The sequence below is a fragment of the Saccharopolyspora aridisoli genome, from assembly GCF_004348445.1.
In the GTDB taxonomy this organism is placed as follows: domain Bacteria; phylum Actinomycetota; class Actinomycetes; order Mycobacteriales; family Pseudonocardiaceae; genus Saccharopolyspora; species Saccharopolyspora aridisoli.
Genome location: NZ_SMKV01000036.1, coordinates 26,062 through 40,705, shown reverse-complemented (window position 1 = coordinate 40,705; position 14,644 = coordinate 26,062). Strand labels below are relative to the sequence as shown.

At 70.8% G+C, this 14,644-nt stretch carries 12 protein-coding genes; 11 read left to right on the top strand and 1 reads right to left on the bottom strand.

What is annotated here, in order from left to right; all coding sequences use genetic code 11:
* Nucleotides 1–75 precede the first annotated feature (75 nt).
* The 7 genes from E1161_RS22295 to E1161_RS22265 all read left to right on the top strand — a co-directional run bounded on the left by E1161_RS22295 (nucleotide 76) and on the right by E1161_RS22265 (nucleotide 4,595).
* The gene (locus tag E1161_RS22295) at nucleotides 76–1,233 is read left to right on the top strand and encodes a TadA family conjugal transfer-associated ATPase (protein WP_132626415.1); all 1,158 of its coding nucleotides are present in this window, start codon (nucleotides 76–78) and stop codon (nucleotides 1,231–1,233) included.
* Complete coding sequence (locus tag E1161_RS22290; protein ID WP_235875223.1) at nucleotides 1,227–2,000, top strand: type II secretion system F family protein; 774 nt, start codon at nucleotides 1,227–1,229, stop codon at nucleotides 1,998–2,000. The genes E1161_RS22295 and E1161_RS22290 overlap by 7 nt, the downstream gene beginning before the upstream one ends.
* Nucleotides 1,997–2,572, top strand: a complete 576-nt coding sequence (locus E1161_RS22285; protein WP_235875222.1) for a type II secretion system F family protein — start codon at nucleotides 1,997–1,999, stop codon at nucleotides 2,570–2,572. The genes E1161_RS22290 and E1161_RS22285 overlap by 4 nt, the downstream gene beginning before the upstream one ends.
* 13 nt (nucleotides 2,573–2,585) lie before the next feature.
* Nucleotides 2,586–2,777, top strand: coding sequence for a DUF4244 domain-containing protein (locus E1161_RS22280; RefSeq protein ID WP_132626413.1), 192 nt, complete (start codon nucleotides 2,586–2,588; stop codon nucleotides 2,775–2,777).
* Entirely contained in the window at nucleotides 2,774–3,085 is a 312-nt protein-coding gene (locus E1161_RS22275) for a TadE family type IV pilus minor pilin (RefSeq protein ID WP_132626411.1), read from the top strand. Before E1161_RS22280 ends, E1161_RS22275 begins: the two co-directional genes overlap by 4 nt.
* Nucleotides 3,082–3,654: an Rv3654c family TadE-like protein gene (locus E1161_RS22270; RefSeq protein WP_132626409.1), complete on the top strand. Its 573-nt coding sequence runs from the start codon at nucleotides 3,082–3,084 to the stop codon at nucleotides 3,652–3,654. Before E1161_RS22275 ends, E1161_RS22270 begins: the two co-directional genes overlap by 4 nt.
* Nucleotides 3,655–3,929: 275 nt before the next feature.
* Nucleotides 3,930–4,595 carry a bifunctional DNA primase/polymerase gene (locus E1161_RS22265; protein WP_132626407.1) on the top strand — a complete coding sequence of 222 codons (666 nt, stop codon included), beginning with the start codon at nucleotides 3,930–3,932 and terminating at the stop codon, nucleotides 4,593–4,595.
* Between the two features lie 143 nt (nucleotides 4,596–4,738).
* On the opposite strand, the gene E1161_RS22260 is transcribed toward E1161_RS22265, so the two are convergent.
* Nucleotides 4,739–7,075 (bottom strand): DEAD/DEAH box helicase, encoded by a 2,337-nt coding sequence (locus tag E1161_RS22260; protein ID WP_207920350.1) that lies wholly within the window; start codon nucleotides 7,073–7,075, stop codon nucleotides 4,739–4,741.
* A gap of 416 nt (nucleotides 7,076–7,491) precedes the next feature.
* On the opposite strand from E1161_RS22260, the gene E1161_RS22255 reads away from it, so the two are divergent.
* The 4 genes from E1161_RS22255 (at nucleotide 7,492) to topA (ending at nucleotide 14,617) form a co-directional block, all read left to right on the top strand.
* A complete protein-coding gene (locus E1161_RS22255) occupies nucleotides 7,492–9,867 on the top strand; it encodes a sodium-translocating pyrophosphatase (RefSeq protein WP_132626403.1) in 2,376 nt (791 codons plus the stop codon).
* Nucleotides 9,868–10,028: 161 nt separating this feature from the next.
* Entirely contained in the window at nucleotides 10,029–10,670 is a 642-nt protein-coding gene (locus E1161_RS22250) for a hypothetical protein (protein WP_207920348.1), read from the top strand.
* A 266-nt stretch (nucleotides 10,671–10,936) separates the two neighbouring features.
* Nucleotides 10,937–11,521, top strand: coding sequence for a hypothetical protein (locus E1161_RS22245; RefSeq protein ID WP_132626401.1), 585 nt, complete (start codon nucleotides 10,937–10,939; stop codon nucleotides 11,519–11,521).
* Nucleotides 11,522–11,827: 306 nt separating this feature from the next.
* A complete protein-coding gene (topA, locus tag E1161_RS22240; RefSeq protein WP_132626399.1) occupies nucleotides 11,828–14,617 on the top strand; it encodes a type I DNA topoisomerase in 2,790 nt (929 codons plus the stop codon).
* Nucleotides 14,618–14,644: the final 27 nt, after the last annotated feature.

Genomic DNA, 14,644 nt, shown 5'->3' with positions numbered 1-14,644 from the left:
GTTGAACCCAGGCCGATCTCGCCCCGATCGGCCATGCCGTTCCTGCCGTTTTCGGCCGGAGAAGGGAGGTCCGTGATGTCCGTGGATCGAGAGCTGCTGGCGCGGGTGCGAAACCGACTGGTCGGCGACGGCTCGCCGCTGAGCCCGACGGCCGTCGCCGATGCGGTCCGCGCCGAATCCGGCGGGCTGGTCGCCGATGCCGACGTGCTCTGTGCGCTGCGCGTCGTCCAGCAGGAGTTCTCCGGTGCGGGAGTCCTGGACCCGCTGCTGGACGACCCGGCGACCTGCGATGTGCTGGTCACCGCGCCGGAGAAGGTGTGGATCGATCGGGGCGACGGGCTGCGGCCCGCGCCGGTGCGCTTCGCCGACGAGGACTCCGTGCGCCGTCTCGCGCAGCGCCTGGCGATGTCCACCGGGCGCCGGCTCGACGACGCTCAGCCGTGGGTCGACGCCTGGATGCCGCAGCGCGGCACCCGCGCTGTCCGGCTGCATGCGGTGCTGCCACCGGTCGCCGGAGACGGGACCTGCATCTCGCTGCGGGTGCTGCGCCCGGCCGCGCACGACCTCGCAGCCTTGCGGCGAGCGGGGGCCTTCGACGAGTGCAGCGCCGCCGTGCTGCGCGAGATCGTGGCGCGGAGGCTCGCGTTCCTGATCACTGGCGGAACCGGCAGCGGCAAGACGACGCTGCTCGCGGCCATGCTCGGCGAGGTCGGGGACCGCGAGCGGATCGTGTGCGTCGAGGAGGCGGCGGAGCTGCGTCCCCTGCACCCGCACGTGGTGCGACTGCTGACCAGGCCGCCGAACGTGGAAGGCGCGGGTGAGATCGGCGTCCGCGAGCTGGTGCGGCAGGCACTCCGGATGCGGCCGGACCGCCTCGTCGTCGGCGAAGTTCGCGGTGCGGAGGTGCGCGAGCTTCTCGCCGCGCTCAACACGGGGCACGACGGAGGCGGCGGCACGCTGCACGCCAACTCGCCGCGCGAGGTGCCCGCTCGGATGGAGGCGCTGGCCGCGCTCGGCGGGCTGTCCCGCGATGCCCTGCACAGCCAGCTCGCCGCCGCCGTGCAGGTCGTCCTGCAGGTGCGCCGCAGACGACTCGCCGCGATCGGGGTGCTGCACCGGTCAGGTGATCAGGTGACCGTGCGACCGGCCTGGGAACGCGAAACCGGGTGGGGCGTGGGCCGCGAGGAGCTGGCTGCGTTGCTGGAGTCCAGGGGAGGTGCGCTGCCGTGCTGATCACGAGCGCCCTGCTCGCCGCGACCGGACTGCTGTGCTGGCCCGCGCTCACCACTCGCCACCGGCTCCCCGGACCCAGGCGCGCATCTCTGAGGATGCCGAGGCCGAAACGCCTGCTGCCGTTGGCGACCGGCGTCGCCGGATACGTCGTCGCGGGTCCGGCGGGCTCGTGCGCGGCGATCGCGCTGACCCTGCTCGCCAGCAGGTACGTCCGCGAAAGTCGCGATGAGCGGCGGGAACTCGTGATCGACGAGGAGTTCGCTGAGACGATGCGGCTGCTGGTCGCGCAGCTGCGCGCGGGCGCGCACCCGGCGAACGCGGCGGAGGGAGCGGCGGCCGAAGCTGGTCCCGGTGTCGCCGCGCTCTTCCGGGAGCTGGCGGCGACCGCTCGGCTCGGCGGCGACGTGTCCGCGCTCGCCGGACGATCACGCGCAACGGTGCGACGGCTGGCCCGGGCCTGGGATCTGGCCGAACGGCACGGTGTCGCGTTGGCGGAACTGCTGGACTCCCTGCGCCGCGACGTCGAGCGGCGCACCGCCTTCCGCCGCGAGGTGGCGGCGAAGATGGCCGGCCCACGTGCCACGGCGGGAGTGCTCACCGGGTTGCCGGTGCTGGGGCTGGGCTTCGGGCAAGCAGCCGGTGCCTCGCCGCTCGCGGTGTTCGGCAGCGGACCGGCCGGTCAGCTGCTCCTGCTCGTCGGTGTCGCCCTGCTGATCGCCGGGGTGCTGTGGAGCTCGCGGCTGACGAGGTCGGTGATGCGGGCATGAGCCAGGTGTTCGCGCTGATCACCGCTGCCGTGGCCGTGCTGTTGGTCCCCGTTGCCCCGACCCGCCACCGGCTGAGCGGGCGTCGAGGCCCACCGGCGGCACCGCGTCCCCAGCGCGAGCAACGGGCGGACCCGCTGGTGCTCGCCGCCGGATGGGATCTGCTCGCGGCGGGCATGCGGGCCGGGCTGCCGGTGCCGGTGATCGTGCGCGCCGTGGCGGTCGAGGTCGGTGGCACCGCCCGGCGGACGCTGAACGAGGTAGCCGACCACCTCGCTCTCGGCTCGGACGTCGCTGCCGGGTGGGAACCGGCGTTGCGCGACCCGGACACGGCTGAACTCGCCCGCGCGGCGCGGAGAACCGCGCGGACCGGCAGCGCGCTCGCCGACGTGGCGGCTGAGCTCGCCGACCGCGCGCGGGCGCGCAGCTCCGAGCTGGCGGAGGTGCGCGCTCAGCGCGGTGCCGTGTGGATCTCGGCGCCGCTCGGGCTGTGCTTCCTGCCCGCGTTCCTGTGCCTGGGAGTGCTTCCGGTCGTGCTCGGCATGTTCGACCGGATCCCGATGAAACCACTGTAGACAGGAGAAGACGATGCGGAACCTCATCCGGCGGCTGCGGGCCGCGTTGACCGGTGACGACGGCATGTCCACGGCGGAGTACGCGGTCGGCACGCTCGCCGCCGTGGCCTTCGCGACCACCCTCTACGCCGTGGTGACCAGCGGCTCGGTCGAAGAGGCGTTGACCGGCCTCATCCAGCGAGGGTTGCAGGGAGCGGGGACGTGAACGACCGGGGCTCGGTGACCGTCGAGGCGGCTCTGGGCATCTGCTCGCTGATCGTCGTGTTCGGGTCGCTGCTGCTCGGTGGGATGGCGGTGCTGGGTCAGCTCCGCTGCCAGGACGCCGCCGTCGAGGCCGCCCGCCTGCTCGCCCGGGGAGACGCGCCCCGGGCGGAGCTGGCGGTGCGCGCCATCGCGCCCGTCGGCGCGCACTACGCCCACGTGATCCGCGGCGACCAGGTCGAGGTGCTCGTCAGCGCGCACTGGCTGCGCGCCGACGCCGTCGCGATCCTCGAACCAGGGGAGGCCGGATGAGCGACCGCGGTTCGGCGACCGTGCTCGCCGCAGTCCTCTCGCTGGTCGTGCTGGTGCTGCTCGGGTGGCTCGTGCAGCTCGGCGCCGCCACCGCCGCCCGGCAGCGGGCCGAAGGCGCCGCCGACCTCGCGGCGCTGGCCGCTGCGGCTCACGTGACCGGTGGACCCGAACTAGCCTGCGCGCAGGCCGGACGGGTGACCGGCGGTATGCGGACGCGCCTGCTCACCTGCACCCCGACCGGTCGAGAGGTCCGCGTCGAGGTGGCGGGGGAGCTGCCCGGACCGCTGGCCGGACTGCAACCTCCGAGGGCACGAGCTCGCGCCGGACCGGTCCCGGTTGAGCCGCGCGTATTACGCGGGAGGGCACGGGCTCGCGTCGGACCGGTCCCGGTTGAGCCGCGCGTATTACGCGGGAGGGCACGGGCTCGCGTCGGACCGGTCCCGGTTGAGCCGCGCGTATTACGCGGGAGGGCACGGGCTCGCGCCGGACCGGTCCCGGTTGAGCCGCGCGTATTACGCGGGCAGTACGACGAGCGGTCGGCGAGCGGTCCGGCAGGCAGCGGAGCCTAGGCGAAGCGCCACCGCAGCTGCAACCGATCTTTCAGCGCGCGTGTTGGATCTTTCACGTTCGTCGTCGCCGAACGACCGGTCGTCGCACCGGGGCTGTACGCCCCGGGGTTGGATGACGTTTCTTTGAATGTGTGAGCGGCGAGCCCAGGTTCGCCACGAACCGAGGTCCACCCGACAAGGAGGTCGGGGGATCGGCCGGGAACCCCGAAAGCCCGGCCGGTCGACCTCATAGGGCGCAAGAGGCCGCTCACCGCTGAACGAGGAGGCGGAGACACATGCAATGGTCTGCGGAGAGGTGGCAGAGCGCCTTCCGCGGCGTCCCGGCCCACCCGGCCGGGCTGACCAGCAGCCGGATCGACCTGCGAGTGCAGGCGATCGACTTCGCGTCGCGTGGTTGGTCGGTGTTGCCCGGAACCTTCCCCCGAGATGGTGAGTGGCTCGGTCGCCGAGGCCGGCAGCTGCACGGCCCGACGCCCGTGCGGGCCGACTGGCAGGACGGCCTGGGGGTGGACCTGCACGAGGTCATGGCCTGGTGGGACGAGCAGCCCTTCAACCTGCTGCTCGCCACCGGTTTCCAGGCCGACGCCATCGAGGTCGACATCGCGATCGGATGGCGGGCGGCGAAGGTGCTGCGGGCCGGTGGTTTCCCGGTGCCGATCGTGGCGACGCCGACCGGCAGCTGGTTCTTCCTGATGTCCCCTGGGGGTCGGCTCAACGGCGAGCTGGCCGAGCAGAGCGGAATCCGCTTGCACGGCGAGGGGAGTTGGGTTCCGCTGCCGCCGTCGGTCTACCCCGGCGGTGCGGTGCACTGGAGGGTCAAGCCCGAGGTGTGCGCCTGGCAGCTGCCCAGCCCGGAGTTCGTCCAGGACGCGCTCCGGACCGCACTGGAGATCGACGACCAACCGGAGAACGTGGCGGAGGTTCTCGCAGCGAGCAGGTGATCCTGCGGCCGTGACGCACCGAACGTCCGGTTTCCGCGCCCAGGGCTCCCCGGCCCGACCGGTCACGACATTCCCGCGAGCACGCACCAGCCAGCCCAAGTGCTCATCGTGCCCGGTCGGGCGGCCCACCCGGACCGCCGGTGCTACCCCCGAAGCACGGCCGAAACCGCATCGAGAACAGCCACCGCCCCTGCCTTGTCCAGCGGCTCGTTGCCATTCCCGCACTTCGGCGACTGAACGCAGGACGGGCATCCGGCCGGGCAGTCGCAGGAAGCGATCGCTTCCCGCGTCGCGGCCAGCCATGGGACCAATGCGGCGAAACCGCGGTCGGCGAATCCGGCTCCACCCGGATGACCGTCGTGCACGAACACCGTTGCCTCCCCGGTGTCGGCGTGCAGCGCGGTTGAGACCCCGCCGATGTCCCATCGATCGCAGGTCGCGAACAGCGGTAGCAGGCCGATCGCCGCGTGCTCGGCGGCATGCAGCGCGCCGGGGATGCGCGCCGGTTCCAGCCCGGCGCCCCCCGGCGCGCTGCCCATCAACAGCTCCTGACCGACCGTGTACCAAACGGCGCGCGTGCGCAGCGTCTGCGCGGGCAGGTCCAGCGGAACCTGGTCCAGCACCTCGCCGGTCGGTCGCTTCCGCAGGTAACCGATGACTTGCGAGGTCACCTCCACCTCACCCAGGTGCACCGTGACCCCGGCGCCGGTGTCGTGGCTCTCGACCGTGCGCAGCACGGAGATGTCCACGTCGTTGCGCGGCGACGTCGTCCAGTCCGGGCTCTCCTCGTGGACCAGCGTGATCGCCGCGTCGAGGTCGAGCTCGTCGACGACGAAGGACTCGCCGCGATGCAGGTACACCGCTCCCGGATGCACCGTCGAGCAGGCGGAATCGGGATCCACCGTCCCGAGCATGCGCCCGGATTCGCCTTCGACGACGGCGATCGGCGGACCGCCGGAGCCGCGCAGCTCGACGTTGCGGTGCGGGCGGTCCCGCGCGGTCCAGAACCAGCCGTGGGGGCGTCGTCGCAGCACGCCGTCGGCGGTCAGCGCCTCGACCGCCCGTCGCGCGGGTTCGTCACCGAAGATCTCGAAAGATTCCTCGGTCAGCGGCAGCTCGGCTGCGGCGCAGGCCAGGTGCGGTTCCAACACGTACGGGTTGGCGGGGTCGAGCACTGTCGCCTCGACCGGCCGGGACAGCACGGCGGGCGGGTGGTGCACGAGGTAGGTGTCCAGCGGGTCGTCGCGCGCCACGAAGACCACCAGCGCTCCGTCCCCGTCGCGGCCGGCGCGTCCGGCCTGCTGCCAGAACGAGGCGAGGGTGCCCGGGTACCCGGCGACCACCACGGCGTCGAGTCCGGAGATGTCGACCCCGAGCTCCAGCGCGTTGGTGGTGGCCACGGCTCGCAGTTCCCCGGTCAGCAGGGAACGTTCCAGTTCGCGGCGGTCCTCGGGCAGGTACCCGCCGCGGTAGGCGGAGACCCGCTCCGGCAACGATGAGTCCACTTCGGACAAAGCGCGTCGCGCGGCGAGCGCGGCGAGTTCGACACCGCGCCGGGAGCGGATGAAGGCCAGGGTGCGGGCGTCCTCGATGACCAGCTCGGTCAGGATGCGCGCGGCCTCGGAGCCGGCGTTGCGGCGGACCGGGGCGCCGTTCTCGCCGACGAGGTCGTCCAGCAGCGGCGGTTCCCAGAGCGCGACGGTGCGCGCCCCGCGCGGCGAACCGTCCTCGGTGATCGCCCGGCAGGACGCGCCGGTCAACCTCTCGGCGAGCTCGGCGGGGTCCGACACGGTGGCCGAGGCCAGCACGAACACGGGGTCCGAGCCGTAGCGGTTGGCGATCCGCCGCAGCCTGCGCAGCAGCAGCGCGACGTGCGAGCCGAACACGCCCCGGTAGGTGTGGCACTCGTCGATCACGACGTGCGTGAGCCTGCGGAAGAAGTGCGCCCATCGCCCGTGCGACGGCAGCACGCCGAAGTGCAGCATGTCGGGGTTGGTGAAGATCCACCGCCCGTGCTGGCGCACCCAGTCCCGCTCGGCCTGCGGGGTGTCGCCGTCGTAGCTCACCGCGCGGAGCTCGGGCAGCTCCAGTTCGGAGATGCTGCGCAGCTGGTCGGCGGCCAGTGCCTTGGTGGGCGAGAGGTACAGCGCGGTGGACTTGGGGTCGGCGAGCAGCTGTGAGATCACCGGCAGCTGGTAGACCAGCGACTTCCCGGACGCGGTGCCGGTGGCGACGACGACGTTCTCGCCTTCGTGCACCGCTTCGGCGCCCTCGACCTGGTGGATCCACGGTTCGTCCGCGCCGCGCGCCCGGAACGCCTCGACGAGCTGGGGCGGTGCCCACTTCGGCCAGTCGGCGGTCTGGGCGGGCCGGGCCGGGCGCTGCTCGACGTGCGTCACGGGCGACTCGTCGGCCGGGATCCCAGCGAGGACGCGGCTGAGCAGCCGCTGTCCCTTGTCCTCCTCGCGCACGTCGTTCAGCCTTGCACAGCTCTGATCGGCGCCCGCACAGGTGTTCCCCTCCGCGAGTCGGCACAACCCCCTCCGGGCCGACTTCGGGCGTGTTCCCGGAGCGGACGAGTCGTTGCGGACCCAGGCGCGACACGCCCTACCTCATGTCACCCGATCGGTCCAAATCGAAATATGTCCGAACAGGGGATCAAGTACCTCACTTGATCGATCATTCGATAACAGATCCGCACGTCGGGACGAGTTGCGCATCACACCGTGAAGTAAGCCACTCGGGGTCTGAATAGACTCCCGATCCACGGCGTCGCCACGGACGGCCAGCGAACGATCACAGGCTGTGCGGGGCGGGGTCGTCTACCGCGCATCGGGGCCCGGTAAGAGCGTGCGGGGCCGCCGGTGTGAGAACCGAGCACAACCCAGGAGGACGGATGTCCCTGCTCACCCCGGTCCAGCATGGCTGGGCCCAGGGCGCTGCACCACCGAGCTCGCAGACCCGGATGGACCTCGCCCAGCAAGCCACCGGAATCGAGCTCGCAGGCATCGACTACGCAGTGGTCGGTGCCGTGATGGTCATCGCCCTGGCCGCGCTGGCCTTCGGCTACGTCCTGATCAAGGAGGTCCTCGCCGCCGGGCAGGGCACCGCGAAGATGCAGGACATCGCCAAGGCCGTGCAGGAAGGCGCGTCGGCGTACCTGAACCGGCAGTTCCGCACCTTGGCGATCTTCGCGGTCCTGGTGTTCCTGGTGCTGTTCGCGCTGCCCGCCGAGACCATCGGCGAGCGCATCGGCCGATCTGTGTTCTTCCTGTTCGGAGCCGCGTTCTCAGCCGCCATCGGTTACCTCGGCATGTGGCTGTCCACCCGCGCGAACGTGCGCGTGGCCGCCGCCGCCCGCGAGCCCGGTGAGGGCCGCGAGAAGGCGATGCGCGTGGCGTTCCGCACCGGTGGCGTGGTCGGCATGATGACCGTCGGCCTCGGCCTGTTCGGCGCCGCGCTGGTGGTGCTGGTCTACGCGGGCGGCGCTCCGCGCGTGCTCGAGGGCTTCGGCTTCGGCGCCGCGCTGCTGGCGATGTTCATGCGAGTCGGCGGCGGCATCTTCACCAAGGCCGCCGACGTCGGCGCCGACCTGGTCGGCAAGGTCGAGCAGAACATCCCCGAGGACGACCCGCGCAACGCCGCCACCATCGCCGACAACGTCGGTGACAACGTGGGTGACTGCGCCGGCATGGCGGCGGACCTGTTCGAGTCCTACGCGGTGACGCTGGTCGCCTCGCTGATCCTGGGCACCGCTGCGTTCGGCGGGCACGGGCTGCTGTTCCCGCTGATCGTGCCTGCGATCGGTGTGCTCACCGCGGTCGTCGGCGTCTACATCACCAAGGCCCGCACGGGTGAGAGCGCGCTGACCGCGATCAACCGCTCGTTCTACATCTCGGCGGGGATTTCGGCGGTGCTGTGCGCGATCGCCGCGATGCTGTACCTGCCCAGCACCTTCGCCGAGCTCACCGGCGTGTCGGAGGAGGTGCGCGCCACCCCGGGCAGCCCCGCGCTGGTCGCGCTGATGGCTGTGGTCATCGGCATCCTGCTCGCCGTGGTCATCCTGAAGCTGACCGGCTACTTCACCGCCACCGAGCACCGCCCGGTCCAGGACGTCGGCAAGTCCTCGCTGACCGGTGCGGCCACGGTGATCCTGACCGGTCTGTCGGTCGGTTTCGAGTCCGCCGTCTACACCGCCGCGGTCATCGCGGCGGCCGTGTTCGGCGCGTTCCTGCTGTCCGGTTCGCTGCCGGTGGCGCTGTTCGCGATCGCGCTGGCCGGTTGTGGTCTGCTGACCACCGTCGGCGTCATCGTCGCGATGGACACCTTCGGTCCGGTCAGCGACAACGCGCAGGGCATCGCGGAGATGTCCGGTGACGTCGAGGGCGAGGGATCGCAGATCCTCACCGAGCTGGACGCGGTGGGCAACACGACCAAGGCGATCACCAAGGGCATCGCCATCGCCACGGCGGTGCTGGCGGCGACGGCGCTGTTCGGTTCCTACACCGATGCGATCGGCGCCGCGCTGTCCGACGTGGCGGGCGAGCTGTCCGCCTCGGAGTTCTTCGTCTACGCGCCGAACGTCCTGGTGGGAGTGATCATCGGTGCGGCTGTCGTGTTCTTCTTCTCCGGCCTGGCGATCAACGCCGTGTCCCGCGCGGCCGGGGCCGTGGTCTACGAGGTGCGGCGCCAGTTCAAGGCCAAGCCGGGGATCATGGATGGCTCGGAGCGCCCGGAGTACGGCCGGGTGGTCGACATCTGCACCCGCGACTCGCTGCGCGAGCTGGCCACCCCGGGGCTGCTGGCGGTGCTGGCCCCGATCGCGGTCGGGTTCGGCCTGGGAGTCGGTCCGCTGGCCGGTTACCTGGCCGGTGCCATCGCCACCGGCACCCTGATGGCCATCTTCCTGGCCAACTCGGGTGGTGCCTGGGACAACTCCAAGAAGCTGGTGGAGGACGGCTACCACGGCGGCAAGGGGTCCGAGGCGCACGCGGCCACGGTCATCGGTGACACCGTCGGTGACCCGTTCAAGGACACCGCCGGTCCGGCGATCAACCCGCTGCTGAAGGTGATGAACTTGGTGTCGGTGCTGATCGCGCCGGCCGTTGTCTACTTCACCGTCGGTGAGGCGGCCAACCCGGCGGTGCGGATCGGCATCGCGGTGGTGGCGCTAGCGGTGGTCGTCGCTGCTGTGGTGATCTCCAAGCGGCGTTCGACCGCGATCGCGGACGAGCCAGCGGACGACAAGACGATCAACGGCGCTCCCGCCTAGATCGGCCTCGACGATGGGCGCCACCCGGTTCGGGTGGCGCCCATCGCTATGAGCAGGACCATCGCTGCAACGGATGACCCCGGGTTCACCAGGAGGTGTGGTGGTACGAGAGAGTCCGAGCGCACAGCGAGAGCTACTCCGATCCATGTGAGGAGTTCGCAATGAGGTTCCGTGCGACGCCCCTCGCGGCGCTCGCGGCCATCGCGCTGGCCCTGAGCGCCTGCGGTGCGGCACCAGCACCGACGCCCGAGCCCGCCCCCGCTCCGCCGAAGGCGGCAGGCCCGGAAGGCGTCGAGTGGGCAGGCCGGTTGTGCGGGCTGGTCAACGACTTCTCCGCGTCCCAGAAGAACTTGCCCGCCGTGGACAAGAGCAACACCCAGGCGATGAAGAACTCGGTGGTCGCCCGGCTCGACACTGCGAGCAAGACCGCTGATGACACGGTTCGCGGGCTGCAGGAGCTGCCGCCGTCCCCGATCGAGGGCGGTGACCAGGTCAACCAGGGCATCCGCGACGGCTTCGTCCAGATCCGCGACGTCCTGGTGGGCGCCCGCGCCAAGGCCGACCAGGTCGACCCGAACGACAAGCAGAAGTTCACCGAGGGCATGACCGCCCTGCAGGCGGAGCTCCAGAAGAGCTCCCAAGTGGACCTCAACAGCAAGTTCGGCGCCTTGGAGAAGAACCAGCAGCTCGCCGGCGCGGCCAAGCAGGCCCCAGGCTGCCAACCGTTCTTCAACCCGGCCCCAGCCCAACCGGCCCCAGGCCAGCCCGCTCCAGCCCCGGCCCAGCCAGGCCAACCCCAGTAACCCTCCCCGACACGACACCCTGAACACCGCCGCAATCGGCTCCCGATCGCGGCGGTGAATCAGGTCCCAATGAATTCCGGGGCGTATTCGGGTCCCTGATTGCGGCGGTATTCCGGGAGCCTGGGGTGACGTCTGTGGTTGGGGCCAGGAACACTGCTGTGGTCGATTCCTGATTACTGCGGTATTCGTGCCCGGGTTGGCGCCGGGTTCAATCGATCGGGTTACGTTGGTGGATAATCTCGAACTGCTGTTCTAGCATCCCGATCGTGGACCAGCTGTCCTTCTACTCGGCAGAGGCTCGGCGGGCGGACGTCGCCGACCTCGCGGGCATGCTGTGCGGACCCGGTCAGGCCGTGGGGTTCGGCCGCGGGACCGCGGCGCGGCTGTCGGTGGTCGTCGACGCCGAGTGGCGCGCCCGCTGCCTGCTCGCCGCCTGCTCCGAGCGGGGAGTGCAGGCTGAGCTCGGCCGCTCTGACGAAGGGCGGCCGCTGGTCCGCACCGCGTTCCGCTCCGACCTCACCGGCTTGGCCGCGCATTGGCTGCGCGGCGCCGTGAAGTCGGTACCGCCGGGATTCGTGCCGGACGGCTGGGCGCTGCGGATCTGGGCGCTCGCGGCGGGCTCGGCGGACCACAACGGCTACCGCCTCGGGCTCGACCCGCACGCCCCAGACACGCACGAGCCGCTCGCCGAGGCGCTCCGCGGCTGCGGGCTCCTGACCAAGGCGGTCGGCGTCAGGGCGGGCGGACCGGCCCTGCGGGTGAGCGGCCGCAAGCGCCTGGCCAGGCTCGCCGAGCTGGTAGGGCCGCTGCCCGATGGTGCGATCGAGGGAATGATTCCGCTCGTCTCCTGAGCGGGTTGACGCACATCACGCCAGGTCACGAAACGGAACACCTGGGTAACCCGATACGTTCGTACAACAAGACGTCGACGAATATCGACGTGTTATATGCAACCCTGTGCCTTCCCGGTGCGGCACGGCCAACCGTGCGGCGCGCACAATCCAGGGACACGAACGGATGGGCGCCGGGTGCAAGGGATGCTTCCGGAACAAGAGAGCAGGTAAGCGTTGGCTGGGTCGACACGAACGAAGAAGGCCGGCGGCGGGGCCGGTCGGGCTTCGGGGTCTCCCAACGGGAACGGCTCCGCTACCCGGCGCTTGGTGATCGTCGAGTCGCCGGCGAAGGCCAAGAAGATCGCCTCCTACCTCGGCTCTGACTTCATCGTGGAGTCCTCGCGTGGGCACATCCGCGATCTGCCGCGCAACGCCAAGGACGTGCCCGAGAAGTACAAGGGCCAGGCGTGGGCGCGATTGGGCGTCGACGTCGAGAACGACTTCGAGCCGCTGTACCTGGTGAGCGCCGACAAGAAGTCGACGGTCACCGAGCTCAAGGACGCCCTCAAGCAGGTCGACGAGCTCTACCTCGCGACGGATGGTGACCGCGAGGGCGAGGCCATCGCCTGGCACCTGCTGGAAACCCTCAAGCCGAAGGTCCCGGTCCGGCGGATGGTCTTCCACGAGATCACCGAGTCCGCCATCCAGGCCGCCGCCGCCAACCCGCGCGACCTCGACCACGACCTCGTCGACGCCCAGGAGACCCGCCGCATCCTGGACCGCCTCTACGGCTACGAGGTCAGCCCGGTGCTGTGGAAGAAGGTCATGCCGAAGCTCTCGGCGGGCCGCGTGCAGTCCGTGGCGACCCGCGTGGTCGTCGAGCGCGAGCGGGAGCGCATCCGCTTCGTCTCCGCCGAGTACTGGGACATCGCCGCGACCATGGACGCGGGCCCGGACGCCTCGCCGCGCCGCTTCGGGGCCCGCCTGGTCTCGGTGGACGGATCCAAGCTCGCCACCGGCCGCGACTTCGGTCCGGACGGGCGGCTGAAGAACTCCGACACCAAGGTCCTCACCGAGGCCGAGGCCCGGCAGCTCGCCGGGGCGCTGACCGACTCCCAGCTGCGCGTCTCCAGCGTCGAGGAGAAGCCCTACACCCGTAAGCCGTACGCCCCGTTCATGACCTCCACGCTCCAGCAGGAAGCCAGCCGCAAGCTGCGCTACTCGGCGGACCGCACGATGCGCACGGCGCAGCGGCTGTACGAGAACGGTTACATCACCTACATGCGCACCGACTCCACGACGCTGTCGGAGACGGCGATCGCGGCGTCGCGCAACCAGGCGCGCGACCTCTACGGCGAGCAGTACCTCTCGCCGCAGCCCAGGCAGTACAACCGCAAGGTCAAGAACGCGCAGGAGGCGCACGAGGCGATCCGCCCCGCGGGTGAGAGCTTCCGCACGCCCGGTGAGGTCGCCAACGAGCTGTCCAACGACGTCGACGGCTTCAAGCTCTACGAGCTGATCTGGCAGCGCACGATCGCCTCCCAGATGGCCGACGCGAAGGGCACGACGCTGTCGGTGCGCATCAGCGGCACCGCCTCCAGCGGTGAGGAGTGCACCTTCGCCGCCTCCGGTCGCACCATCACCTTCCCCGGCTTCCTCAAGGCCTACGTCGAGGCCGTGGACTCCGAGGCGGGCGGTGTCGCCGACGACGCCGAGTCGCGGCTGCCGCAGCTGGCCCAGGACCAGCCGATCACGGCGCCGGAGCTGGAGCCCGACGGGCACACCACCAACCCGCCGCCGCGCTTCACCGAAGCGAGCCTGGTCAAGACGCTCGAAGAGCTGGGCATCGGCCGCCCGTCGACGTACGCGTCGATCATCAGCACCGTGCAGGAGCGCGGCTACGTGTGGAAGAAGGGCTCGGCCCTGGTTCCCTCGTGGATCGCGTTCGCCGTGGTGGGGCTGATGGAGCAGCACTTCGGCAGGCTGGTGGACTACGACTTCACCGCCGCGCTGGAGGACGAGCTGGACGGCATCGCGGAGGGGCGCGAGGAGCGCACCCGCTGGCTGGCCGGCTTCTACTTCGGCGGCGAAGTGGGTCCGGAGGACTCGATCGGCCGCGCCGGAGGGCTCAAGAAGCTGGTCGGTTCGTCGGTGGAGGAGATCGACCCGCGCGCGATCAACTCGATCCCGATGTTCGACGACGAGGACGGGCGCACCATCTACGTCCGCGTCGGCCGCTACGGTCCCTACCTGGAGCGGACGCTGGAGGACGAGACGGCGCAGCGGGCGAACCTGCCCGACGACCTGCCGCCGGACGAGCTGACGGTGCAGATCGCCGAGAAGCTCTTCGCCACTCCGATGGAGGGCCGCAGCTTGGGCACCGACCCGGAGAGCGGTCACGAGGTCGTCGCCAAGGAAGGGCGTTTCGGTCCGTACGTGACCGAGGTGCTGCCGGAGGGCGACAAGTCCAAGCCGCGCACGGGAAGCTTGCTCAAGTCGATGTCGCTGGACACCGTGACGCTCGACGACGCGCTGAAGCTGCTGTCGCTGCCGCGCGTGGTGGGCACCGACCCCGAGTCGGGCAACGAGATCACGGCGCAGAACGGCCGCTACGGCCCGTACCTGAAGAAGGGCACGGACTCGCGGTCGCTGGAGACCGAGGACCAGATCTTCTCGATCACCCTCGACGAGGCGCTCAAGATCTACGCGCAGCCCAAGCAGCGGGGCCGCCGTGCCGCCGCCGCACCGCTGCGCGAGCTGGGTGAGGCTCCGGACACCGGCAAAGCCCTGGTGATCAAGGACGGTCGCTTCGGCCCGTACGTCACCGACGGCGAGACCAACGCGTCGCTGCGCAAGGGCGACGCGGTGGAGGAGCTGTCGATGGACCGCGCCGTGGAGCTGCTGGCGGAGCGGCGGGCCAAGGCGCCGGCGAAGAAGAAGGCACCGGCGAAGAAGTCGACGGCGTCCAAGTCGACCGCGTCCAAGAGCACGGCGGCGAAGAAGACCACCTCGTCGAAGTCCACCGGCACCAAGACCGCGGCGTCGAAGTCGACGGGCACCAAGACGGCGGCGAAGAAGTCGACGTCGTCGACATCGACCACCTCGAAGTCCTGACCGCGGGGTCGGTGCGGCATCGTAGAG